The sequence below is a fragment of the Parabacteroides sp. KHUB-03 genome, from assembly GCF_056640975.1.
On sequence record NZ_CM153257.1, the window covers coordinates 189,260 to 213,814 of the forward strand.

The 24,555-nt window shown below is 40.7% G+C and carries 24 protein-coding genes and 1 tRNA gene; 7 read left to right on the plus strand and 18 right to left on the minus strand.

Translation table 11 applies throughout. The features are described 5' to 3' along the window. Positions 1-23 precede the first annotated feature (23 nt). On the plus strand, positions 24-1,043 hold the full coding sequence (locus ACYIB7_RS00735; protein ID WP_480337796.1) for an AI-2E family transporter: 1,020 nt from the start codon (positions 24-26) through the stop codon (positions 1,041-1,043). A gap of 135 nt (positions 1,044-1,178) precedes the next feature. On the opposite strand, the gene ACYIB7_RS00740 is transcribed toward ACYIB7_RS00735, so the two are convergent. From ACYIB7_RS00740 to ACYIB7_RS00765, 6 genes are all read right to left on the minus strand, one after another. Then, positions 1,179-2,159, minus strand: coding sequence for a linear amide C-N hydrolase (locus ACYIB7_RS00740; RefSeq protein ID WP_103983267.1), 981 nt, complete (start codon positions 2,157-2,159; stop codon positions 1,179-1,181). A 144-nt stretch (positions 2,160-2,303) separates the two neighbouring features. Further along, the gene (locus ACYIB7_RS00745; RefSeq protein WP_480337798.1) at positions 2,304-3,458 is read right to left on the minus strand and encodes an acyltransferase family protein; all 1,155 of its coding nucleotides are present in this window, start codon (positions 3,456-3,458) and stop codon (positions 2,304-2,306) included. 138 nt (positions 3,459-3,596) lie between these two features. Continuing rightward, positions 3,597-3,845 (minus strand): hypothetical protein, encoded by a 249-nt coding sequence (locus tag ACYIB7_RS00750; RefSeq protein WP_480337800.1) that lies wholly within the window; start codon positions 3,843-3,845, stop codon positions 3,597-3,599. Between the two features lie 122 nt (positions 3,846-3,967). Continuing rightward, positions 3,968-4,138, minus strand: coding sequence for a Lin1244/Lin1753 domain-containing protein (locus ACYIB7_RS00755; protein WP_480337802.1), 171 nt, complete (start codon positions 4,136-4,138; stop codon positions 3,968-3,970). A 117-nt stretch (positions 4,139-4,255) separates the two neighbouring features. After that, positions 4,256-4,328 (minus strand) — tRNA-Lys (locus ACYIB7_RS00760). Positions 4,329-4,406: 78 nt separating this feature from the next. After that, the gene (locus tag ACYIB7_RS00765; RefSeq protein WP_103983271.1) at positions 4,407-5,552 is read right to left on the minus strand and encodes an AI-2E family transporter; all 1,146 of its coding nucleotides are present in this window, start codon (positions 5,550-5,552) and stop codon (positions 4,407-4,409) included. A gap of 50 nt (positions 5,553-5,602) precedes the next feature. Between ACYIB7_RS00765 and dacB the strand changes: the two genes are divergently transcribed. From dacB to ACYIB7_RS00790, 5 genes are all read left to right on the plus strand, one after another. Further along, positions 5,603-7,063 carry a D-alanyl-D-alanine carboxypeptidase/D-alanyl-D-alanine endopeptidase gene (gene dacB, locus ACYIB7_RS00770; RefSeq protein ID WP_103983272.1) on the plus strand — a complete coding sequence of 487 codons (1,461 nt, stop codon included), beginning with the start codon at positions 5,603-5,605 and terminating at the stop codon, positions 7,061-7,063. Between the two features lie 376 nt (positions 7,064-7,439). Further along, positions 7,440-7,562, plus strand: coding sequence for a hypothetical protein (locus ACYIB7_RS00775; protein WP_480338497.1), 123 nt, complete (start codon positions 7,440-7,442; stop codon positions 7,560-7,562). Positions 7,563-7,895: 333 nt separating this feature from the next. Then, positions 7,896-8,450, plus strand: a complete 555-nt coding sequence (locus ACYIB7_RS00780) for a hypothetical protein (RefSeq protein ID WP_480337804.1) — start codon at positions 7,896-7,898, stop codon at positions 8,448-8,450. Between the two features lie 86 nt (positions 8,451-8,536). Continuing rightward, the gene (locus ACYIB7_RS00785; protein ID WP_480338493.1) at positions 8,537-8,683 is read left to right on the plus strand and encodes an NVEALA domain-containing protein; all 147 of its coding nucleotides are present in this window, start codon (positions 8,537-8,539) and stop codon (positions 8,681-8,683) included. 121 nt (positions 8,684-8,804) lie between these two features. Further along, entirely contained in the window at positions 8,805-9,950 is a 1,146-nt protein-coding gene (locus ACYIB7_RS00790) for a 6-bladed beta-propeller (protein ID WP_480337806.1), read from the plus strand. 503 nt (positions 9,951-10,453) lie between these two features. Here the strand turns inward: ACYIB7_RS00790 and ACYIB7_RS00795 are convergent. From ACYIB7_RS00795 to ACYIB7_RS00850, 12 genes are all read right to left on the minus strand, one after another. Continuing rightward, positions 10,454-11,218, minus strand: coding sequence for a LytR/AlgR family response regulator transcription factor (locus tag ACYIB7_RS00795; RefSeq protein WP_103983274.1), 765 nt, complete (start codon positions 11,216-11,218; stop codon positions 10,454-10,456). Next, on the minus strand, positions 11,218-12,285 hold the full coding sequence (locus ACYIB7_RS00800; RefSeq protein ID WP_103983275.1) for a sensor histidine kinase: 1,068 nt from the start codon (positions 12,283-12,285) through the stop codon (positions 11,218-11,220). Before ACYIB7_RS00800 ends, ACYIB7_RS00795 begins: the two co-directional genes overlap by 1 nt. Before the next feature lie 217 nt (positions 12,286-12,502). Continuing rightward, on the minus strand, positions 12,503-13,723 hold the full coding sequence (locus ACYIB7_RS00805; protein ID WP_480337807.1) for an ABC transporter permease: 1,221 nt from the start codon (positions 13,721-13,723) through the stop codon (positions 12,503-12,505). Between the two features lie 12 nt (positions 13,724-13,735). Beyond that, positions 13,736-14,476, minus strand: coding sequence for an ABC transporter ATP-binding protein (locus tag ACYIB7_RS00810; protein WP_480337809.1), 741 nt, complete (start codon positions 14,474-14,476; stop codon positions 13,736-13,738). Positions 14,477-14,480: 4 nt separating this feature from the next. Next, a complete protein-coding gene (locus tag ACYIB7_RS00815) occupies positions 14,481-15,698 on the minus strand; it encodes an efflux RND transporter periplasmic adaptor subunit (RefSeq protein ID WP_103983278.1) in 1,218 nt (405 codons plus the stop codon). A 12-nt stretch (positions 15,699-15,710) separates the two neighbouring features. Beyond that, positions 15,711-17,030 (minus strand): TolC family protein, encoded by a 1,320-nt coding sequence (locus ACYIB7_RS00820; protein WP_103983279.1) that lies wholly within the window; start codon positions 17,028-17,030, stop codon positions 15,711-15,713. Between the two features lie 166 nt (positions 17,031-17,196). Beyond that, a complete protein-coding gene (locus ACYIB7_RS00825; RefSeq protein WP_103983280.1) occupies positions 17,197-17,748 on the minus strand; it encodes a chromate transporter in 552 nt (183 codons plus the stop codon). A gap of 3 nt (positions 17,749-17,751) precedes the next feature. Beyond that, the gene (locus ACYIB7_RS00830) at positions 17,752-18,282 is read right to left on the minus strand and encodes a chromate transporter (protein ID WP_103983281.1); all 531 of its coding nucleotides are present in this window, start codon (positions 18,280-18,282) and stop codon (positions 17,752-17,754) included. 5 nt (positions 18,283-18,287) lie between these two features. Then, positions 18,288-19,874 carry a S41 family peptidase gene (locus tag ACYIB7_RS00835; RefSeq protein WP_103983360.1) on the minus strand — a complete coding sequence of 529 codons (1,587 nt, stop codon included), beginning with the start codon at positions 19,872-19,874 and terminating at the stop codon, positions 18,288-18,290. 23 nt (positions 19,875-19,897) lie between these two features. Then, positions 19,898-20,371 (minus strand): pantetheine-phosphate adenylyltransferase, encoded by a 474-nt coding sequence (gene coaD, locus ACYIB7_RS00840; protein WP_099463843.1) that lies wholly within the window; start codon positions 20,369-20,371, stop codon positions 19,898-19,900. After that, positions 20,358-22,223 carry a DNA topoisomerase IV subunit B gene (locus ACYIB7_RS00845; protein ID WP_480337812.1) on the minus strand — a complete coding sequence of 622 codons (1,866 nt, stop codon included), beginning with the start codon at positions 22,221-22,223 and terminating at the stop codon, positions 20,358-20,360. Before ACYIB7_RS00845 ends, coaD begins: the two co-directional genes overlap by 14 nt. A 5-nt stretch (positions 22,224-22,228) precedes the next feature. Continuing rightward, the gene (locus ACYIB7_RS00850; protein ID WP_099463841.1) at positions 22,229-23,356 is read right to left on the minus strand and encodes a hypothetical protein; all 1,128 of its coding nucleotides are present in this window, start codon (positions 23,354-23,356) and stop codon (positions 22,229-22,231) included. A 194-nt stretch (positions 23,357-23,550) separates the two neighbouring features. Here ACYIB7_RS00850 and ACYIB7_RS00855 point away from each other — a divergent pair, with 194 nt between their 5' ends. After that, complete coding sequence (locus ACYIB7_RS00855) at positions 23,551-24,462, plus strand: SMP-30/gluconolactonase/LRE family protein (RefSeq protein ID WP_480338494.1); 912 nt, start codon at positions 23,551-23,553, stop codon at positions 24,460-24,462. The last annotated feature ends 93 nt before the right edge of the window (positions 24,463-24,555 follow it).

Here is a 24,555-nt window from a genome sequence, read left to right on the forward strand (position 1 = left end):
TTATAATAAAAAGAAATATTATCATGAGTAATATAAAAGAACAATACTGGCAATACTCACTTATTACGATTATTCTTGTTCTGGGCATTATCTTGTTTTTGAAAATAACGCCTTTTCTTGGCGGATTACTTGGTGCGGTTACAATTTATATTCTGGTTCGGAAGCAGATGTTGTATTTGACGGAAAAAAGGCGTTTTCGCCATAGTTGGGTAGCTCTGCTGATGTTGGGAGAAGCCGTGCTTTGCTTTCTTATTCCGATCTCACTGGCTGTGTGGTTGTTGATAAATAAAATACAATATGTCAACTTAGATACGGGTGCATTGATAAGTAATGCACAACATGTAATTGATCTGATTCAGCAGAAAACAGGGTTTAATGTATTGGATAAAGAGAACCTGATGTCGGTAGCCGGAATACTTCCTAAGATAGGACAAGCGCTGATGGGGAGTATCAGCAGTTTTGTGGTAAATATTGTTGTATTGCTTTTTGTCCTGTATTTCATGTTGATAGGAGGACGTAAAATGGAAAGCTATATATATGATATATTGCCTTTTAACCCGAAGAATAAATCAAGCATACTGAGTGAAATCAATATGATAGTAACTTCCAATGCCATAGGCATTCCTTTGTTGGCAATTATTCAGGGATTAGTGGCATTGATCGGCTATTTTATATTCAAGACATCTGATCCTGTCCTGTTTGGTTTTCTCACGTGTATAGCAACTATCATCCCTATTGTGGGAACAGCATTGGTTTGGTTCCCTTTGGTTGTTTATATGGCTTTGACAGGCGATTGGATTAATGCAATCGGGCTGACAATCTATGCACTTGTAGTAATTACGAATGTAGATAATCTGATCCGCTTTATTCTACAGAAGAAAATGGCGGACACACATCCGTTGATTACTATATTTGGTGTAGTTATCGGTCTATCTTTATTCGGATTTATGGGTATTATTTTTGGTCCGTTACTATTGTCGATATTCTTTTTATGTGTTGATCTCTTTAAAAAAGAATATCTCGATAATAAGCAAAGTTCATAATCCGGACTCTAAAAAACTTTGTAATATACGTGCATGATTATGCACCGGTTCTTCATATACCCGTTTGATCTTAACCTGTGTCATTGTTTTGCCTTTTTTGTATGTTATAAAACCAGGAGAGTATTGCTAAAAGGGCTAATCACGTACACCCATAAATTTGAAAGGTTGGGTCGGTTTGAACTCCTTGGCGGCATTACCGTGGTAAGTTTCGCCGTTGGCAATAGACAATTTGAGCACCGGAGCACCTGCTGATAAGTCTAAATCCCGTAGCTTTACCCAGAAAGTATTGGGAGTTAAGCTTGATTCAAAAAAGTAAATAAGATTCTTGCTTTCAGAGACTGTTCTCCATTGTGTAGTGGATATCTCCGGACTTTGGGGGGTGGATATGCCGTAAGGCACAGAGGCGTTGCGTATAACACTGAATATGCTGGCGATAACTATTTTCTCATCGTCCGTTTTAGGTAGTGCATCTATATAAAAGCTGGCTCTTGCAAAGCGGTCGGATGCACGATTCGTACCCGGTAAAAAGCTAAGTCCTCCGATTGATTTCCAATATTCGTTAAGAGCCAGCTGCTTATTATATGTTGGCGAGTTGGTCATCACTTTATATTCTTTACTGTGGTAAACGGTTAGTTTTCCATCTATATACTCGAATATGGCACAGTCGCTTGTTGCATCCGAAACAGACAGATGTAGTGTGGCCAAGCGGGAACCATCCGGCATCATATCCGATACTACCTGAAATGTGTCTTCCTTGATAAAAGAAACCGCTTCTTCCACAGTTGCAAAATTATCCAGCATATATTGTACCCATGCCGTTATGGTAAGCCCCGGTTTGTTTTTATCTCTGACCGGATATTTGGTTTCGGGCAACCAGAGTAAATTGGCAACCAACCCTTTCTCGTTCATTCCGTCCGTGCTTGCTATTTCGAAAGCTGAAGTAACCACACTGCCATATCTGGAAGTCCATTTCAGGGAATTAGCTCCAGCCTCTCCGTTACGCTCCATTCCTTTGGGGAATACCCAGAGATTGCTATGCATTTCTGTCTTCCAATCCATTGTCCGGCCGGTTGCTACCATCCCGTTTGTTCCTGAATAAACTACTCTTGTACACATAATTTTGAACTATTACTATTTTCCGTGAATCTTTTATTAGTGTATTAACAATGGAAAATCAGTAAAGTTTAATCTGGGTACATGGAGTAGTGAAGTGCTGTTTCCGGTAACTCGCCCTGCGCCCTCCTGTTGCAGTTATCCCTGTTATTGTTTCTTGTTTAAGAAACGTTTTGTCAGATATTTCCGAACAGGCTCATCATAGAATTTCAGGCATAGATATGCTATCAGTATATTCCATGCGTAAACGCACAAAGCGACTTGCCAGGTCTGGCCGAAAGTGAAAAGCTGATTTTTGATCAACCACGCATAGAATAAATACATAAAAGGATAATGTATCACATAGAGCGGATAAGATATATCCCCCAAGAATTTACATATCTTTGCAGATTTCTTGTCTGTCGTACTTCCGGATGCTCCTAGCCAGACGAGGATGGGGAAAGCTATAATTATACAAAATGCTTCATAAATACCGTTTGTACAAACCGTTCCTTTTCCTCCCAGATAAGGCACCGAGAACAAGGCTATCAATATAATTGTGCATATCCAGAACGCTCCTCTCAACTTAAAAGGCTTGAAATTGCGCGACAGGAGCATACCCATTGAGAACGGGAAAAGCATCCTTAATAATCCGCCCACAAAGTTTACGCCGTCCAATGTCCAACCCACTCCTATGTTTCCATAACCGGAGACATCAAAAATGGCGAATGATGCCAATGCCACTCCCGACAATACAACAAGTACGGTCAGCACCTTGTTTGACAAGCGACGGATAAATAAGGCATAAAGGATATTGCCTATATATTCAAAAAACAACGACCAGCAAGGTCCGTTCAACGGGAACATTTCGCCATTTCCACGGACTTCGTAACCTACCCCCGGCATTGCAGGAATAAAAAATATCGTACAAAGCAGAGATAACATTATCATCGATATGGCAACATGCGTTCCGTCCCATTGCACACTGCCTTGAAGGCAGAATGTAATAACGCCCAGGACAGCTCCCATAATTACCATAGGATGAAGACGTATCAAACGACGTTTAAAGAAATCTTTCATTGTAAGATTCTTGCCCCAGCGATCATCATAAGCGTAACCGATAACAAAACCTGAAAGGATAAAGAAAAAATCTACGGCTAAATATCCGTGGTTGAAGCTCTCGATCATGGTACCTCCGGCAAAAGCGTAGCCTTCAAAGATATGATACCATATGACCATAAGAGCCGCCACGCCACGAAATCCGTCAAGAAGGTCATAATGCGCTTTGGTGTCTGCAAAAGCTGCAGAAGAAATGTTCGACATTTGTTTTTTGTTATTTAATTAATATTTCCAGACGACAAAGATACGGCTTGCAAAACGAAATTTTTTACTCAAAAGCAAAAAAGGTCGGCAAATATCTATTTGTTAGCCCGTATGTGCCCTTTACCGGGGATCATGGCATTATAAAACAAATGCCAAGTGTTGATTGGCGGCAAGCCGAAGCCTTCCAGTCGTCATCGGCAAGCAACTCGGTCTTCCATTGTTCGCATTGCGTGGCAAAATTTTCAGACTCATTTGCCATTGCGACATTTTCAATTTCTCGCGCGCGTTTACTCTCTCATTATTTCCTTTCCTTTGTGTACTTAAAGCATTATTTTGTAGGGTTTTGTCAGTAATAATCGGGGTTATTGCAGGATTAATTATTTTCATTTTTTTTTGCGATTGACTGATTTATAGTACGTTCCTATTTTGTCAATACAAAGCGTTTCTGAATGGTTTTAGAGGTGAGAATGTGCTTGGATGAGAATATCCCTTGATGAAAAAGGTCTATTTCAAGCATAAAAAGAAGGTATTCCAGCGTTTTTTTGTTTGTCTATATCCAATTGCTCGGATAAATCGAACAGATAATCGTCCATAACTTCTATGTAATAACTATTGGCATAAATGTCGCAGAGTAACGTGATATAAAGCATAACCCCATCCGCACCGTATTTCTTTACCACGATTTATCCACCGATAATATGCTTGAAACGGCTATTTTCTGCTACCTGCCAGAAAAAAAGAAATCCCTGATAATGTCTGATTATCAGGGATTTGCTTGATTTCTCTTTTGTTTTCAGTGATCCGCCTGGGGTTCGAACCCAGGACCCCATCCTTAAAAGGGATGTGCTCTACCTGCTGAGCTAGCGAATCATCCTAATGCGTTACTTCTGTAATGCGGGTGCAAAGGTAGGGAAATTTTTTATATATGCAACACTATGCGCATTTTTTTTACTTTTCAGGCTCTGTTTTTTCGCCTGATGCTGTTGGATTCTTTTTCTTTTTATCAATTACACTACTTTCTTCCATGAGGATAAAACGTTTGTAGTAGGATAAAAACAGGGTGGTAAGCGGTAAGGCTACAATTAGTCCGACAAAACCGAGCAAGGTTCCCCAAATAGATAAAGATAATAAAATAATGGCAGGATTCATTCCCATAGCTTTTCCCATGATACGGGGGGTAAGGTATAAATCCTGTATGCATTGTACGATTCCCAGAACTAAAATGCCGGAACCGAATATCATCCAGAAGTTTTCCCCTGTCTCTGCTGATTTAAGGAGGCTCAACAAAACCATGGGGATTATTCCGATTGCTTGCATGTATGGAATCAGATTAAGGAATCCAATAAACAAACCTAACACTACGGCCAGCGGAAATCCTACGATTTTGAATCCGATAGCAAATAAGATCCCAACGCACAGCGCTATTAATGATTGTCCGCGGAAGTAGCGGTTCATACTATATTCTACATCCTCGGCCAAGTCTTGAACGAATGGACGGTAACGCGATGGTATTAAATGAATCCATCCATTGGCAATGCGTTCGTAATCCAGTAAAATGAATATAAAATACAGGAAGATTACAAAGATAATTGTAATACTGAAGAGGACGGAAAAAGTATTTGTCAATAATACCCACATTTGGGGAGCAATTTGTTTAATTGCATTTTCGATATTTTCTTTGCTCATTATCTGTACCAACTGTTCCGGGTCGACATGCTTGTCTATAAATTCTACCCAGGCACTTGGTAGTAAAGGTATATGATTATAACCGTTATGTTCTTTCATGAGTTCAAGCGTCCGGTTTATCTCTTGCGTGACAGATGGAACTACTATTATTCCCATTAATGCAATAATCAATATGGTGGATAATAATACTGCGATAATTGCTAGTATACGGCTTTTTAATTTCATTTTATATTGGAAAAACCGGACAAATGGTTGCATCAGGTAAGCAAGTAGCCAGGCGATAAGGAAAGGCAATAAGGCATTACGCAATAGTGCGATCAGGTAGATAATGCCGGCAAGGGTTGCTACGCTGAACAGAATGCGCACTACTCTGTCGAATGTAAACGGTTTATCGAATAGTGGGTTCATATTTAATTTTTTATCTTTGCCACAAAGATAGTAAAGTAAAATAGATTGAGATGATACACATTAAAATATTAGGCTTCTGCTTGTTGATTTGCTTATGTTGGCCTGCAAATGCACAGACTTCGCAACCCGTAAAACAATTATTACGTAATCCGTATATGAAGGGAGCGACATTCTCTCTTGTTGTAAAGGATTTGCAGGACGGGAAAATTGTACATAGTTATGAAGAAGACAGGCAGGTTTCTCCTGCTTCTGTGATGAAGACAGTTTCTACGGCTACTGCCCTTGAAATTTTAGGAGAAGACTATCGTTTTCCTACTTCATTGGAATATGATGGCATTATTGAAAACGGTGTGCTGAAAGGCAATTTATATATTAAAGGCAGCGGCGATCCTTCATTAGGATCTTCCCATTTCGGGCAAGAAGCCAATTCGTTTCTTCCAACCTGGGTCAATGCTATTCATAAAGCCGGCATACGCAAGATAGAAGGAGCTGTTATTTCCGACGAAAGTATCTTTGATTCCGAAGGCTCTTCTATCAAATGGCTGCGTGAGGATATGGGTAATTATTATGCACCCGGAAGTTACGGCATTTCAATATTTGATAATATGTATAGGCTATCGTTTAAAACCGGATTGGCGGGCAGTAAACCAGTGTTGGTTGACAGTGATCCCGATGTTTCGTATATCCGTTTTCATAATTATATGACGGCAAGTCCTGTGTCATCTGATAGTGCATATATTATTGGTGCTCCGTTTTCATCGGAACGTTATTTGTATGGAGTGTTACCGGCTAATAGAGACCGTTATCAGTTGAAGGGCGATATTCCTGATCCTGCTTTGTTCATGGCACAATATCTGACTGATGTGTTAGGTAATGAAGGAATTATGGTTTCGGGTACGCCTTCGTGCTACCGGATAGAGAAAGAAGAGGACAGGTGGAATGACAATGCGGGAAAGACTGTGATTGTGACTACTTATTCTCCGGCTTTGGCTGAAATAGCGAGTGTTACAAACCACGTAAGCCATAACTTATTTGCTGATGCGCTGCTGAAAACGGTGGGTTTGCAATATAAGCCGAAGAAAAATGAGGTGATCTCTTCTTTTGAGCGAGGCGTGCGTGTCGCAAAAGAATATTGGGAGAAGAAAGGTATAGATACGTTTCCCCTGTGGATGTATGACGGTAGCGGATTAGCGCCGGCCGATAAAGTTTCTGCCCGTTTTATTACGGATATGTTGGTATATATGGCCACAAAGTCGGGTGTTTCTGATGCATTTATTGCTTCTCTGCCGCAACCTGGTCTGGAAGGTTCGGTTCGCAATTTTTTAAAAGGCTCGAAGCTGCAAGGCAAATCACGTTTAAAAAGTGGCGGTATTACCCGTGTTAGAAGCTATGCCGGTTATATTACCGTAGGCGGAAAGAAGTATGCGGTTGCTGTTTTCTCCAATAACTATTCATGTAATATGGGACAAATGACAAAAGAGCTGGAACGGCTGCTGTTGCAGTTGTTTTAAGTTCCAGACGCACGGAAAAACCGGTCGACCATTAATATAGAATTTAAGCATCGGCTTTCAGCCGGCAGATAGGAAAAAACATTGGTTGCTGAATTATTCCTTTTCGTTCTTAACCGGGCTTCCTCATTAGCTGTACGTCCCTTGACGTTCTCTGTCGTTGTTATTTTTCCGGCAAAGGTAATGTCGGGCATGTACGCTAATGCAAGGTCAAGCCTCCGGCTTAATAAAAAATCTTGCATTAGCTATGCCCTCTACCTTTTGAACCGTCGAAACAACTTCCATCGAATCTTGGAGCTGCAACATTTCAAAAGTACATATTTGCAGATTTATAAACATACAGATTTCTATAATTGTATAACTCTAAAATCGCAAAATTATGACAACATTAAAAGAACATTCTGGCTGGACTCAAAGAACACGAGTTTTGATTAGGGCAGTAGGTAGCGAGGTAAGAGGTGTTCTTTCAGGTTCTTATAAACGTTTAAACTCTAAAAAATAACGAGTATGAGCAAAATAGAAGATGCTTTCAGAAGCTTAGGAAGAACAGGTAAGTCGGAATTTATTTCTAAAACATTAATTACGCGAATGCGAACGCAGTAGCAAAATATGTAAGTGATTATCTTTTTGATGTGCTTAAGGATGTCGGAGATGATGACTATGTAGCAATGTACCTTAAAGAAAAAGGCTACAAAGTGACTAAAGAATAACTCAACTCCTGTAAAATGTGAAACAAATGCGAATACCAAACATACTACGGAAGAAAGTACAATATACCTTTTATACTTAAATATTATGTCATATTTTTGTCGTATCAACCATAAAAAGAGAAATCGTGAATAAAAATTTAGAATATTTTACTGAACAGACTATCAAAAGTTTGGAACATATCAAAACAAATGGAGTGAAAGAGTTTAGTTATGATTTTAATTGTTCTGAATTAGATGACTATTTAGATTCTGACATTACCAAATCGGATAAATATTATGAACTGTTTAAAGAATTAATAGAGATAAAAGGACCCGTTGTATATTGGTTTGAGATCGTTTCAAACACAGATCGGAATGAGATTGTATCTGTTCTGTCTATGTATGAAGGTACGGATAGGCATAGAGCTGTACCTAAGATTAGGAAAAATTTTCTTGCAACGAGTAATTGTCTATATGTTGGAAAAGTAAAGAAACAGTTTTATGGAAGAGTCATACAGCATTTAGGTTATTTCATTACTCCTACTACTCAAGGACTGCAATTATTTCATTGGGCAAAGGATTTGTCTCTTAGATTAAAATTGCATGCAATTGAGTTTGAAAAGGATATGGAAGATATAATGCCTGCTGTTGAACAATATTTTGCTAAGGCTTTAAAACCACTTGTAGGAAAACATATCTAAGAAATAGCTCAAATCAGAAAAAGAATGAAAAAGAAATTGTTTATATTACTATAGTCGCCACTGTTGCTTTAGCTGCGGGTTGGAATATCAGTCAAGGAGAAGAAAAGGAAAATATTTCTGATTTAGTTTTGGAGAATATTGAAGCACTTGCAAATAACGAAAGTGGAGAAAAAATAATAAAGCCTTGGCACAATATAATGATGAGAGAGGCTATTGTTGTGCTCCATTGGTAGGGAATCATTGTACTAGTTCTCCTGATTGTTAGGAGGTGATAATGGATTAAGAACCCCAATTATAATATTGGTAAATAATGTATATTTGCCAATATTATGTAAATTTTAATTATTAGTACTTATGGAAATATATAAGCTTATATACGGGTGTGAAAAAAAATTATTTTTATTGTGTTGTTTGATTATCCTATTCAGTTGCCAATCTCCTGAACAGAATAATTCTATTCCAGTCATAGAGGCGGACATAACATCAAATGCAGAATTGAAGCTGTCTGAATATTTCAATAATTTCAGAATGCTTAAACTCTCAAATGATACTATCATGGGAACAATCAAAAGAATTAAATATGAAAATGATCATATTTATATTTCCGACGGAAAATCCATGTTTATTTTTTCTGAAAACGGAGATTTATTATCCTGTTTTGAGAAAATCGGTAATGGGCCTGGTGAATATTCTGTAATCACGGATTTTGTGGTAGATGGTAAAACTATAATTGTTTTGGACAGAAACCAGCGAAAATTACAAATTTATGATCATTCCGGGAAGAGTATAACAACACGTAACTTGGAATATGATGTACAGGCAATTTCACCGGTTATAGATAATACGTTTTTTTTATATTGTAGCATTAATGACAGCCATAAGTTGCGTAGATTTAAAAATGGGCAGGAAGATTTTTCATATTTGCCCATTGATAAAAACCAGGCAGAATATTTGTTTATATTCGCTAATCAAAACTTTTATCAATATCAAAAATCTATTTATTTTTTTCAGCCAATTAATGATACGATTTATGTATCATCAGAAGGAGGGAATGTAAAGCCGTTTTTCCATATTGATTTTAGAGGCAAGAATATACCTTCTTCATTTTTAAAAAAACGTTATAGGGATGTTAAAGATTTTTTTGATCAGCTACATGAGAAGACTTATGCTTATGGTACTTATGGCTTTGCTATGTATGATCGATTTTTTATGTTTAGCAGTTTTTATCAAGATGATAAAAAACTGACAATATTTGACTCTAAAAATAAGATATCCAATACTTTTTCTGTTATCAAAGATGATGTCTATTTTAAAGGTCTGACAATTCCTGTATTTGATTTTATTTATCACGCAGATAAACACATTGTTGTCCCATTAGATGCATTTACTGTTGTTGAATGGAAGAAAAAGTACCCATCTGTTGGGAAATTTCAAGAAATAGTCAATGTTACGGAAGAGAAAGATAATCCATTGCTTCTTATATTTGATCTCAAGCAATAGGTGAAAACAAAAATTAAAATCCGGCATTAAATAAAAAAACTTGTGGCTTTTCTGCTGGAAAGTGCAGAAACACATCGCCAACGGTCGCAAAGATAACCCTCACACGATAACCCATATATTTACGTAAGACAGCCAAGTGTGTGCCATTTGCATGAAAAACTTGAATGAGAAAAGAATACTGCCAATTACTCCAACTATGATGACGCAAAAACGTCTGCCATATCTAATGGACAGACGTTTTTTGTAAGTTGAATTTTTGCTAAAATACTGGTGTTTCTTCTTTCCAGGTATCAGCTGCATATCTTCTAATCACCGTTATTTTCTTTTTCCGGCAAAGGTAATGTCGGGCATGTACGTTAATGCAAGGTCAAGCCTCCGGTTTAATAAAAAATCTTGCATTAGCTATGCCCTCTACCTTTTGAGCCGTCGAAACAACTTCCATCGAATCTTGGAGCTGCAACATTTCAAAAGTACATATTTGCAGATTTATAAACATACAGATTTTAAGGCAATAACGATCTTTGTCCCAGAAATTCCATAAACTTCTGTTTATAGTTGTCGGAGATGGGAATATATTCTTTGCCGAATACGATGCGGTTACGCTCAATAATTTTTATCTTTTCGGGTTGTACGATAAATGAACGGTGCACGCGGATGAAATGATCTGCCGGCAACATCTCTTCCATCGACTTCATACTCATTAACGATAGGACAGGACGGGGCTCGTCTTCAACATATATCTTTATATAGTCCTTCAGGCCTTCGATGTAGAGTATCTTGCGTAGCTCTATCTGTACCAGCTTGTATTCTGTCTTGACAAAAATGCTTTCGATGGAAGAAGGTGCGGATGAGGTTGTTTGTATATGTTCGCTATCCGGTTTGGTTGCCGCCTGTTCGTTGCTTTGCAATAGTTCATACCATTGCAGCGCCTTATTTGCAGACTTCAGGAAGTCCGGGTAACTGATGGGTTTCAGCAGATAGTCGAGGGCATTAACCTTGTAGCTGTCTACTGCATATTGCTCAAAAGCTGTTGTGAAAATAATACGGATGCCTGTGCCCAATATTCGTGAAAACTCCATACCGCTCAACTCTGGCATCTGAATATCCAGGAATAACAGGTCGACAGGTTTGATGCTAAGCTCAGGTAGCGCATTGACGGCGCTATTGTATTTACCATGCAGTTCCAGGAAAGGAGTTTTCAATACATAGCTTTCCAGCAGGCTTACAGCCAACGGTTCATCATCTATTATGGCACAAGTTAACTCCATTATAATTTCAATTCTAACGTACAATTATACACTTCTCCTTCCCGTCCGTATGTGAAGATATGACGGGAGGGATAAAGTAATTCCAAACGGCGTTGGAGATTGAGAAGCCCGATGCCCGAACCGCTTTTGTCTTGCGTGGCATCTTTGGGAAAATAACTGTTGCGGATGGTGCAGGTAATGCGGTCTTTTTCCTGATATATATCTATGTCTATAAAAGACGGCTTGTTGTTGCTTACACCATGCTTAAATGCGTTCTCGATAGGAGAGATAAATAGTAACGGAGCTATTGATACGCCTGTTGTATCTTCCTGGATATTTGTTTTGAGTTGGACATGTTCCGGCAGGCGGATGCGCATCAACTCTACATAGTTGCGGACGAAGTCTAAATCTTTTTCAAGCGATACAAGTGGCTGGCTGCTTTCATAAAGTACGTAACGAAGCAGGCGGCTCAGGTCGTGTACGGCCCCTTGTGCCCGTTCGGGGCTAATGGCAATCAGACTGTAAATATTATTCAGTGTATTAAAAAGGAAGTGCGGGTTAAGCTGGCTTTTCAGGTTCTGCAACTCGGCTTCAGCGCGGCTTGCCTCCAGCTCTTTGCGCATAGATTCCATTTCGTACCATCCACCGGTCATTTTTATGGCAACGCTCAGCCCGGCTACCAATGTGTAGAGGAAGACGTTTACGACTAAGAAACCTACTACGTCCTGCCATTCACGTTCCGGTCGGGGATGATGCCATTCCGGGGGAGGAAGTAACTGAAAGACCAGGTGCACCGCAACCATTGTAAAAGCTATCAACAGTATGTTGCTGGAAAAGAAACGCCACGGATGCTTTGAGAACAAAAAACGATTCACCAGCAGCAGGTAGTTTACGTAGAACACAAGCATAAACGACAACGGAACTATTTCCGAACGGACATAGTTTAGCAGGTTCAATTCTTGTTGTTGCTTGCCGGTGAAGAAGAACGGGAGGCCGAACAGTAATCCCCAGGCTACAATATGAATCAGACGTCCGACTCCTTTGTAGGGCGGCTTTGCCGGTATTGCTATGTTTTCTGTTGCATTCATAAAAACAAAGATAGTTAATTGCTATTGTTTTATATAGTATCTGGTCGTGTTTTTGTCGGTAAGTAGTAACCGTTCGACGGCCGCCGGACAATCGTCCGCTGCCCGGAGAACAGTCGTCCGGCGGTCGTCGAACGGTTGTCCGCTGACTGGAGAACGATTATTTGCTTGGCACAAAGTGGCTACTTCTTCTTTATATAATACTTAAAGGAACCGGAACTTATTCGTAACGTATGGCTTCAATCGGATCGAGTTGCGCCGCTTTTTTGGCCGGATACCATCCAAAGAATACACCGGTTACGGTACAAACTGCGAACGAAAGAACCACGCTCCACGGCTGAATGTAGATTGGGAAATGGGCAACCCCGTTAACAACAAGGGCTGCCCCGACACCCAATACTACGCCTATTAAACCGCCAGTTACACTTATAAGTATGGATTCTATCAGGAATTGCGCCAGTATATCGATGCCTTTGGCTCCGATACTCATACGGAGACCGATCTCTCGGGTGCGTTCCGTAACGCTGACGTACATAATATTCATAATGCCAATTCCACCAACGAGCAACGAAATACCCGCCACAGCCGCCAACAACACTGTCATCATGTCCGTAGTACTTGTCAACATCGTGCTCAGCTCCTGCTGGCTACGGATTGTAAAGTCGTCATCTGCACCTTCTTTCAACTTGTGGTTGCGGCGGAGTATCTCCGTTATCTCATCAATGGCCTGGTCGGTGTATTCTTCTTTTAGGGCCGAACAGGTAATGCCCTGCAAATGGGTAATGGCCAGAACTTTCTTTTGTATAGTTGTGTATGGAGCTAAGATTAGATCATCCTGGTCCATTCCCATGCTATTATATCCTTTGCTTTCCAGCACTCCAACGATGCGGAAAGGTAGTTTCTGAAATCTGATTACTTTTCCTACCGGATTTTCTCCTCCCGGGAAAAGATTGTCTACAACGGTTTTACCTACGACACAAACCTTGGCTGCGGTTTGTATATCCTGTTCGGTAAACATGTCTCCGTCTTGTATCTTATAACGGCGGATGTACAGATAATCGGGGCTGACGCCATAAACGGTAGTCGGGGCATTATTGGCTCCGTAAATGGCTTGTCCGCTACTGTTTACCGTTGGGGAAGTGTATGAAACGAAACGTGTTTCGTTTACTATGTCTTCGTAGTCGTTGAGCTTTAGAGTCTCCATTGCGGAAGCATCCTGGCGTACGCCACCCCGGATGTCGGCTCCCGGGTGGATCATTATCATATTAGATCCCATTTCGCTTATCTGTGCCTGTATGCTTCGCTTCGAGCCTTGCCCGATGGCGAGCATGGTAATGACGGATGCCACGCCGATAATGATGCCGAGCATTGTCAGGAATCCGCGCATTTTGTTATTGGCAAGTGCCCTGAGAGCTATCTTTATTAAGTTTGTCCCGTTCATTTTTGCTTTATTTTAATCATCGTTTTTTGGTAATCGTGCCAGCGCTTCTGCTGCGTCCAGTACGTTGGTATTTACCATGTCGGAAGTAACGTGTCCGTCCCGCAACGTGATGTTGCGGCTACTGTACCCGGATATTTCCGGATTATGTGTTACGAAGATGATAGTACGTCCTTCGGCATGCAGCTTCTGGAATAATACCAATATTTCGAAACTGGTCCGCGTGTCCAGGTTTCCTGTTGCTTCATCGGCAAGTATTACCGCCGGATCATTTACCAGTGCACGGGCGATGGCTACACGTTGCATCTGCCCTCCTGACATTTGGTTGCTTTTATGCTCTAATCTATCACCCAGGCCAACGGCAATCAGTGCGTTGACTGCCTTTTCTTTTCTTTTTGCGGCACTGTAATTCGGATTATACATCAGGGGTAGTTCCACATTTTCTACTGCGGTGGTCTTCGGAAGCAGGTTATAACTTTGGAAGACAAAGCCGATTTTACGGTTGCGCAACGTTGCACGGGCATTCTTTCCCATCGTCCTGACAGAAACACCATCCAGATAGTATTCGCCGGACGTAGGTGTGTCGAGGCAACCCAGTGTGTTTAGCAACGTGCTTTTTCCTGATCCGGAGGTTCCCATGATGGTGACGAACTCGCCTTCGTGTATGGTGAAGGAGACGCCGCGTAAGGCATGTACGGTTTCGTCGCCGACCCGGAAGTCGCGTTTGATATTATCCAGTTTGATGATCTCTTTCATTGCTTTATTTCTTTTTATTGCTTCCCGGAGGGCCTGGCATGAACGGGCTCTTTTCTGCCATTTCGGGAGACGGGGTTACAGTGGCAGAAGCGAGGTCTACTATTATTTCTTCTCCCTCTTTCAATCCTTCTGTTATCTCGATATGATTGCCGCTTGTGGAGCCTACGGTAACAGTGCGAGGCTGCAGCTTCTGCCCTTCTTTGACCCATATCAAACGCTTCCCTGCGGGAGTTTCCTTGTTTATATCTGTGACTGTAATGCCCATTGGTGTAAGTATATTTTCGTCAGGAACGAAGCGAAGGGCTTTAGTAGGGATAGTCAGCACGTTTTCTTGTTCCATTGTGTAAATCGTAACATTGGCTGTCAGTCGGGGTTTTAGCTTCAAGTCCGGATTGTCGGCTGTGATAACGACTTCATAAGTTACAACAGTGGAAGAAGAAGATGTCGAACTTGTGTTGCTATTGCTGCTGTCGCCCAGACGTATCTGTTTCACTTTGCCTTCAAATACGTCGTTAGGGTAAGCATCGACGGTAAAACTAACACGTTGCCCGTCTTGTACGTTGCCTATATCAGCTTCGTCTACATCGGCTATTACCTGCATCTTGGTAAGGTCGGCGGCGATGGTGAACAAGGTTGGTGTTTCAAAGCCCGCGGCAACGGTTTGCCCTTCTTCAACAGCACGGTCTATAATCACGCCGTCTATCGGGCTGGTGATGGTTGCGTATTCCAGATTGCGGTTAACCTTTACCATTGCTGCCTGGCTTTGGTCGTATGCAGCTTTTGCCTTCTCGTAGTTGTAAGTTGCAGTTTCGTAGTCGGAATCACTGATCAGCTTCTTTTCGTAGAGTACTTTGCTGCGGGCATAGTTCTTTTGTTGATATTCGAATTCCGTTTTGCTGCTTGCCAGCCCGGCCTGTGCTGATGCCAGCTCTGCTTTCAGGTTTACCTTATCCATTTCGGCAATTAGCTGTCCGGCTTTTACTACATCATTGTAGTCTGCATACAATTTATCAATGATACCCGAAACCTGTGTACCTACTTCTACTTCGGTAACCGGTTCTACGGCGCCTGTGGCTGTAACCGTATTGGTAATGGAGCCACGCCCCACTTTGGCCGTCTCCAGTTTTATACCGCCTTTTGATGATTTGCCCATAAAGAGATAGACTCCTCCAATGATGAGCAACATGACGATAATACCGATAATTAGTCTCTTTTTGTTCATATCTGATCTGTTTTATTTCATTCCCACATCAATTGGTTTCTTCTGATAGAGATTCAACAGTTGTATACTCATTACCGCCATATATTTGGATTGCAATACTTCCTGTTGTGCGGTTAGGTAATTGTTTTTCTCTGTCAGCAGTTCCACCGTGTTTTTCATTCCGAGAAAGAATTGTTCTTCGGTCAGCTTGTAACTTTCCGAAACATATTTAAGACGTTCCGACGCGGATAAATATTGGTTTTGCGAGGAAGTTGCATCCAGGTAAATACCTTCAACCGTTTTCAACAATGCTTTTTGTGTATTAAGCAGTTCGAGCTGGCTGGTTGTGATAGCTAGTTTTGCTTTGTTGTAGGCTGTCTTGTGCTCCCGGTTGCTGAATATAGGAATACTTAATGTAAGACCTATGCTTTCGTTAAACTTATTCCACATCTGACTGCCAAAGGTGTAATCGGTACCTGACAGATGTCCGGTTCCTATGCCTGCATTCATCGATAATGAGGGAAGATAACCGGCACGTGCCTTTGTCTTTTCCAGTTCGGCAATGCCTATAGAGAGTTGGCTGCTTTTTACTTCCGGCATTACAGCCAATGATGTATTGTAGATTGTTTGCTTATCGGGTAGGGGAAACATGATCTCTTTCTCGGTGATATCCGGGGCAGCCAAATGAATGTCTGCATTGATATCCAGTTCCAGTAATTGCTTTAGTTGCAATTTGTAATTATCCAGATTGGTTTGGGCTACTACTAGTTGGTATTTGTCTGTACTGTATTGGCTTTCGAGCTGGGCAAAATCTACCTGGGATATGGAACCGGCTTTGAAGAGTTCTTCGGCGCGGTCGCGTTGTGCTTTGGAAACTTCCACCGTATTTTCATTAATCCGGACAGCATCCATTGCATACAATACTTGCATGTAGGTCTGGATAAGTGAAATCTGGATGTCGTCTTCGTTTTGTTCAATGCTCAGTTCGTTTACTTTATTTTGTATCTGTTGTTGCTTGATGCTGCTGGTACGGCGTCCGCCATCAAATAAAGTCCAATTTGCATTGACGCTGTAGTTTCCCGTATAGCTGTTATTGCTTATGGCATCGGAAGAAGGGTAGTTAACATATCCCTGGGTAACGGATGCGTTAAGCGAAGGAAACAGTTGTGCTTTTGCCTGTTTTGTGTCTTCTATACCGGATAGGTGGGTCACTTTGCTTTTCTTCACCTGGATATTATGTTCCAAGGCATAGTTCAGGCAGTCGCGGAGTGTCCATTTGTCTGGTTGATCCTGTGCCTTCATTCCTGTACTGAGGAAAAACAAACATGCTAATAAGAATGAATATTGTTTCATAATGCCTTCGTTTTCTGTCTGTATTACGAAAGCAAAAATAAAAAACTGCTTTTCCTCTTACAATTATAGTAGAAGGAGAGGCGGTTTGTATAGACAAATGTGTTAAATCTATCGACAATAGGTCGTTTTGTTCATTGTAGTTTTACCGGAGCTTGGTTGTATTCTCTTACCAATAAAGTACGATTCCTGCAGCACCGGCAAGTAAAATCATCAGTATCGGGTTGACTTTAAACTTCCAGGTAAGAAGAAAAGCTGCTCCGAAGATAAGGAAACTTTTATAGTCTATAAAGTTCTCTTTATTCATTAACATCAGGGCTGCGGCTGCTATTAATCCTACTGTGGCCGGACGTAGTCCTGTAAAAGCGGCGGCCACATATTTATTGTTTTTGAATTTGGAAAAGAAGTAAGAGATAATCAGTACCAATATAAAGGAAGGTAAACACACGGCAAAAGTTGCCAGGCTGGAGCCCAATATACTCATACCTTGCGAATAACCGGCATTATGGATAGCCGTATAACCTATGTAGGTGGCACTGTTGATGCCGATAGGCCCCGGAGTCATCTGGGATATGGCTACAATGTCGGTAAATTCCTGTAATGAGATCCATTTGTATTGGTCTACAACATCCGATTGGATTAAGGAAAGCATAGCGTATCCGCCGCCAAATCCAAAGATTCCGATTTTCAGATATACGTAAAACAATTGCAACCAAATCATAACTCAATACTTTTTTATTTTTAATCCGTAATATAACCCGCCAATGATAGCCGCCAGAATAATCCATACAGGAGACATATTACCCAACCATATTAACAGTGCCGCCCCGATTGGAATGACCATCTGTGCATAACTTAGCTTGATGGAACGGGCAGTGGTAAGGCATGGAACCGCAATCAGTGCTACCACAGCCGGACGTAAACCCTTAAATGCTTTTTCTATCCATACGTTATCCTTAACCCCGGTAAAGAACAGGGCAATTGCCAGGATGATAAAAAAGGAAGGGAGGATGGTGCCCAGCGCACATACAATACTTCCCAAAGTCTTCTTTAGTTTGTATCCCACGAAGATGGAGATATTTACGGCAAATATGCCCGGTAAAGACTGTGCTACCGAGAATAGGTCGATAAAATCTTCTTTCGAAAGCCATCCTTTGTCTACCACTTCACGCTGAATCAGCGGAAGCATAGCATAGCCGCCTCCGATAGTAAATGTCCCGATCTTAACGAATGTCAGAAAAAGCGTCCAATACATAGCAATTATTTTGTCAGGATAGTAGAATATGCAGCCGGATCGTTAATGATGCGGAGGGCTTCCTGATAACTTGCGTTGTCGTCGTTTATGATCTGGAAATACTGAGCCATATCATATAGATCACGTGCAATAAGGGCTTTTATCTGAAGCATGATAAGCGGCTTGGAGCGGTTATATTGCTCTTCGTTGAACTCGATCTTCTCTTCTTTTGCCATATTCAGGAGATCCTGCATGATATCATCCGTGATGATGAAATCCTGCTTATATTGTGGGAATTTATGATATTTCTTTGTCATTTTTGCACGATTATGATCCAGGAAATTCATCGCAACCCGATTTACTAACCCGGATGCTACCAGTTTGCGGTGATAGTCTGTGTAACGGGACGTATCTACCGGAATGAAAACATCGGGCATGATTCCGCCTCCGCCATAAACCGTGCGTTTATTAACTAATGTGTTATACTTCATTGAATCGGGAAAGTGAATACTGTCTGCACTCATTAGCTCTCCACGATTATAACGGTCTATCAGGTCGTGCTGGTATTCTTCGATCTTTCCGTTCTCGTAAGGTTTTTGAATACAGCGTCCGGTTGGTGTGTAATAGCGGGCAACGGTTAAGCGGATCATGGATCCATCGGGCAGGGGGATTGGTTTTTGCACTAATCCTTTACCAAAAGTACGACGGCCTACAATTACTCCGCGATCCCAATCCTGAACAGCACCTGACAGAATTTCACTGGCGGAAGCAGACGCTTCGTCTACCAATACAACAAGACGTCCGTCTTCGAAACCTCCCCGGTTGGTGGATTTTGCTTCTTCACGTGATTGTTTGCTGCCTTCGGTATAGACGATAAGTTTATCTTTACCCAAAAATTCATCAGCTAAATCGATTGCAATATTCAGATAGCCTCCGCCATTGCCTTGCAAGTCCAGAATCATATTTTTCATGCCTTGTTTCTTCAACTTTTCCAAAGCTTCACGAAACTCATTAGCCGAAGAAGCGGCAAAGCGGTTTAATTTGATATAACCTGTATTTTTGTCTGCCATATAAGCCGCGTCTAAACTGTATACCGGAATTTTGCCTCTGGTAATTTTAAATTCTATTAATTCCGGTTTATTGTTGCGCTGCACTTTCACATTTACTTCCGTTCCTTTGGGACCGCGCAAACGTTTCATAATGTCTGTTGTTTTCATGTTTACACCGGCAATCAGTGTGTCGTCAACCATAATGATACGGTCGCCGGCCATTAATCCTACTTTTTCGGATGGTCCGCCGGGAATTACCTGGATGACGTATAATGTATCTGTCAGCATATTGAACTGAATGCCGATACCGTCAAAGTTCCCTTGTAAAGGTTCGTTCATTTCTTTCGTTTCCTCCGGATCCATGTAGTTTGAGTGAGGGTCTAGTTTATCTAATATGCCTTTGATAGCATCTTCAACCAGCTTACTGTCATTTACGGGGTCTACATATAAATTGGAAATGGCATATAGTGCCATGGATAACTTGCGGGCATCTTGATTTACCGGCTGGGCTTTGACAGAAGTAAACGTTACGACTGCCAAGAGCAATACTATAAGTTGTTTCATTCGTTTATTAATTTCCTGATTCATTAATACAATTCTGTTTCTTTAGGGACAAACAGGGAAATGTCTTTTCCGTATCGTAAAAGTTCACGTACAATACTAGAACTGATATGTGTATGTTCCGGTTCGGTAAAAAGGATAAAAGTTTCGATTCCTGTAAGTTTACGGTTTACGTCGGCAATTGTCTTTTCATATTCAAAGTCGTTTACCGTACGGATACCGCGCAGAATAAAATGGGCTCCTACCTCAAGCGCAAAATCGACTGTCAGTGAGTTGTAGGACATAACTTTTACCCTTGGTTCGTTTTTGTATAGGTTTTGGATTGCCTCTATTCTTTTCTCAAGTGAAAAATAGGTTAGTTTCTTATCATTTATACCGATGGATATGATGATTTCGTCCACTAACGTCAGTCCCCGGGTTACTAATGACCGATGTCCGATGGTAAAAGGATCGAACGTCCCCGGAAACAGTGCTATTCTTTTATTTTCAACTGACAACATCTTCTTCTATTACAAGGTTATCTATAATGAAATTTTGTCGTTCCATTGTATTTTTGCCCATGTAGAATTCAAGCATTTCTTTTACGGAGTCTTCTTTCTTCATGGTTACCGGATCGAGACGAATATCTTTACCTATAAAGTGTTTGAATTCGTCCGGCGAAATTTCTCCTAATCCTTTGAACCGGGTAATTTCCGGATTTTTGCCTGCTGCCTGTATGGCTGCCAAACGTTCTTCCTCGCTATAACAGTACCATGTTTTTTGCTTGTTACGTACGCGGAAAAGTGGTGTCTGCAATATATATACATGGTTACGCTTGATCAGATCAGGGAAAAATTGCAGGAAGAAAGTAATCAGAAGCAAACGGATGTGCATACCGTCTACATCGGCATCCGTTGCAATAATCACCTTGTTATAACGTAATCCTTCCAGACCGTCCTCAATATTCAGAGCTGCTTGCAGCAGGTTGAATTCTTCATTTTCGTAAACGATCTTTTTGGTAAGTCCATAACTGTTTAATGGCTTACCACGCAGACTGAATACTGCCTGAAGATTTGGATCACGGCTTTTGGTGATGGAACCGCTGGCCGAATCTCCCTCTGTGATAAAGATACTGCTCTCTTCTGTCCGTTCTCCTTTTGTGTCGTTTAAATGGATACGGCAGTCACGCAATTTACGGTTATGCAAATTTGCTTTTTTGGCGCGTTCACGTGCCAGTTTGGTTACACCGGCTATTGCTTTGCGTTCTTTTTCTGCTTCAAGTATTTTATGTAAAAGAGCTTCTGAGATATCGGCATTCTTATGGAGGTAGTTGTCCAGTTCTTTTTTGATAAAGTCTCCGATAAATTTGGCTACTGTCGGACCTTCCGGTCCCATATCTTTAGAACCCAGTTTTGTTTTGGTCTGGCTTTCAAATACAGGTTCTTCTACCTTAATACTGATTGCCGCCACAATTCCGGCCCGGATATCCGAATATTCAAAATTTTTGTTGTAATATTCTTTAATAACGCGTCCTACAGCTTCACGGAAAGCTGAAAGATGTGTTCCGCCCTGTGTGGTATGTTGTCCGTTTACAAATGAATAATATTCTTCGCCGTATTGGTTGCTGTGTGTAATAACCAATTCGATATCTTCTCCTGTCAAATGGATGATCGGATATAAAGGGTCTGTTGTCATGTTTTCATTTAACAGATCAACCAGGCCGTTGCGTGAATGGAACTTCTTTCCGTTATAAGTAATGGTAAGGCCAGAGTTTAGGAAAACATAATTTTTTAATAGGCTTTCAATGAACTCATCCTTATATTGATAGTCTTTGAAGATTTCGCGATCAGGAATAAAGTAAACCATGGTTCCGTTTGCTTCCTCTGTTGGCTGTATACCTGATTCTTCTGTAATGATGGCCTTGCTGTATTCCACTCGTTTGCATTCGCCGTCACGATAACTGGTGATTAGAAAATAGCTGCTTAATGCATTTACAGCCTTGATACCTACACCGTTCAATCCTACTGATTTCTTAAATGCTTTGCTATCGTACTTGGCGCCTGTATTCATCTTACTGGATACATCGACAACCTTGCCGAGAGGAACACCTCGTCCATAGTCGCGTACGGTAACAGAACCTTCTTCTACAGTAACTTCAATGGTCTTACCGTAACCCATCATATATTCGTCGATGGAGTTATCTAGTACTTCCTTCAACAATACATAGATTCCATCGTCTGCATAACTTCCATCTCCCAATTTACCGATATACATACCGGGACGCCGGCGGATATGTTCCATCCAATCCAGTGTCTTGATGTCATCGTCGTTATACTCTGTTGGTTGTTGTATAGTTGAATTCAGTTCGTCCATATTGATTATAACTTTTTTATAAATGCTCTTCTTGATTTGTGATGTTCACGTTTGAAGTAATCCCATTGGGCTTGTACGGCGCTGTTAGTTTCCAGTTCGGGATTACTTTCTGCATAAACAGCTCCTATGCTTTTGTATACCGGAATCAAATCATTAAAAAGTAATGCGTTTACGCCTTTGCTTTGATATTCAGGCAAAACTCCGGTTAGGTATAAGTCTATTACTTTAGGTCTGCTTTTTAGCCCTTTCAGCAAATGGATCCATCCGAATGGAAACATGTGCCCTTTTGCTTTTTGCAATGCTTTTGACAGGTTGGGTAACGATATCCCGAAACCGACCACTGAATTGTCATCTTCTTTTATGATAAGAGTAACCAGGTCAAAACGGAGCATCGGGATATACATGTTTATATAATAATCGATTTGTTTTTCCGTGAGCGGAGCAAAACCATATAAAGGTGCAAAAGCAGCATTTAATGTATGGAATACCTGTTTGGTATAAGGCATAATTTCTTTGGCATTCTTAAATTTCATTACTTTTAATCCATATTTCTGCTTTACAATTTCTCCGATGCGCAAATGTTTATCGGGTACACCGTCTGGAATATAGATTTTAAATTCGTGCCAATCCTGATCTTTCTTGAATCCGATACGTTCTATCTGCTTAGGATAATAAGGATAGTTGTATATGGTAGCCATTGTGCCGATTTGGTCGAAGCCTTCTATTAACATGCCTTCGTGATCCATATCTGTAAAGCCCATTGGCCCGTGAATTTCTTCCATGCCTTGCTCGCGTGCCCATTTTTCTACAGCTCCGAACAGAGCGTCAACTACTTCATTGTCGTCTATAAAATCCACAAAACCGAAGCGTGCACGTTTCTGTCCCCAGACTTCGTTGCTCGGGTGGTTTATCATTCCGGCAATACGGCCAACAATTTTACCGTCTTTATAGGCTAGAAAGTATATTGCATCGCAAACTTCAAAGGCCGGGTTCTTTTTTTTATCTAATGTAACCATCTCTTCGTCTATCAAGCCAGGCACATGATAGGGATTCCCTTTATATAACTCGATATTAAATTTAACGAACTTCTTAAGTTCTTTCTTTCCGGTTACTTCTTTAATTATTACGCTCATCCATCATTCAATTAGATTGGCAAATTTACATAAATAAATTGATTGTGTAAATAAATAATGACGCTTAGGTTTTAAAGTTGTTGATTAAAACCGTATGTTTGTATGAACATGATATATACCTTGTATAGAGAAAACCAAAAATAGTTAGCAATTACATGAAGTTTTTATTATTTAATTTATTAGCATCATCAACTATGCTTTTAGGAAATTCTTGTGTTAAGGCCCCAAAAGTTCTCACTGCCGAGAAGGTGTTTGAAGTTGAAGCTGTGACAGGCGAAGGATCAATCTGGCATCCGGACCGCCGTTCTTTGTTTTGGGTAGATATTGAAGGAAAAACACTTTATGAATATTTTCCTTCGAAAAAAGATTGTAATGTGCGGACGTTTGATCGTATGATATCAACAGTTGTTCCTGAGACTGACAGTACTGTCATCGTTGCTTTTCAGGATGAGATAGCCCGTGTAAATTTGTGTAACCAGTCTGTTACTTCAATTGCCTCGATCCCTGATGAAAATGGTACTATCCGTTGTAATGATGGAAAATGCGACCCGGCAGGGCGTTTATGGGTTGGAACCATGAGCCTGAATGCTACCCCTCAGGCAGGTAAATTATATTGTGTACTTCCGGATGGAATGGTAATAACTAAAATTACAAAAGTTTCTATTTCCAATGGAATCGTGTGGTCGGCAAACAAAAAATATATGTATTATAACGATACACCGACTCGTAAAATAGTGCGTTACCGGTATGACGTTAGTAATGGCGATATACTTTATGACGGCGTTGCTGTCAGTATTCCTTCGGAGCAAGGCTTGCCTGATGGAATGACTATAGATAGCGAAGATAATTTATGGGTTGCCCAATGGGGAGGATTTGGTGTATATTGCTATAATCCGTATACAGGCGATTTGTTGGCGAAAGTGGAAGTCCCGGCTCCAAATGTTACTTCTTGTGCATTTGGAGGCAGAAGCATGGATGAACTGTATATTACTACGGCTCGTTCGGGTTTATCTGACGAGGAATTGAAGAAATATCCGTTAAGCGGAAGTCTTTTCTATTGTAAGCCAGGAGCAAAAGGTATACAGGCCAATTATTTTAATGAATGATACAAGTCTTTTTATCAAATTAATTTAAACGTAAACAGGATATCAATTATATTTGTTTACTTTGTAAAAGAGATATCTGCTTATCTCTTTTTA